General features: G+C 68.7%; 2 pseudogenes. Both read left to right on the top strand.

The window, feature by feature from the left end:
- Positions 1 to 433 (top strand): annotated as a pseudogene (locus JCM25156_RS19075) (DUF4159 domain-containing protein); the annotation flags it as partial.
- Positions 434 to 521: 88 nt separating this feature from the next.
- Positions 522 to 745 (top strand): annotated as a pseudogene (locus JCM25156_RS26370) (VWA domain-containing protein); the annotation flags it as partial.

Here is a 745-nt window from a genome sequence, read left to right as displayed (position 1 = left end):
CCGCCACCGCGCCGGATACCGCAGGCGGCTATACCGGCTCGGCCCCCGGCACGGCGGCGGCCTGCGGCGGATGACGGCCGGGCTGGACATTCCGCCCCTGACCCGGCTCGATAACCACCATGTGCTGGCCCATACCTTCTACCTGCTGCATGACTTTCCCGGCCGGTACGACGGCATGCCGGTATGGGTGGCGCAGGAAAGCGACAGCACGAACGATGGCGTCAGCCCCGTCATCATCGGCAGCAATGACTGGGCCCATGCCTGGGCCGTGGACGCCAGCGGCAACACCCCCTACGCCCCGGTGCCCGATGGCGCGGAGCAGCGGGTCACGGCCTACCGTTTCGGGGTCAACGCCGTCATTTACGCGCTGACGGGTAATTACAAGGCGGATCAGGTGCATGTGCCCGCCCTGCTGAAACGGCTGGGGGAGTGATGGACATGCCCGACCTGTCACGTCACATGATGCGTTCAGCCCCCTCGTTCCCGTCTGGTGCCTTTACCTGCTGCTGGCCGCGGGCCTTGTGCTGGCAATGCTTGGCCTGCTGCGCCGGGTGCGCGGCGGCGTCTGGCGGCTGCTTGCGCTGCTGGCGGTTGTCGCATGGCTCCTCAACCCGCAGCGCGTTACCGAAACGTGGCGCCCCCTGCCCCAGACCGCACTGGTCGTGGTGGACCAGTCCGCCTCCATGTCCGAACGCGACCGGGCCGGGATGGCCCGCAGCGCGGCCGAGCGCGTACAGGCGGAAAT

It is taken from the genome of Komagataeibacter kakiaceti JCM 25156, from assembly GCF_000613305.1.
Note: the sequence above shows the minus strand (reverse complement) of the source record. Positions and strands in the feature narration are given on the sequence as shown.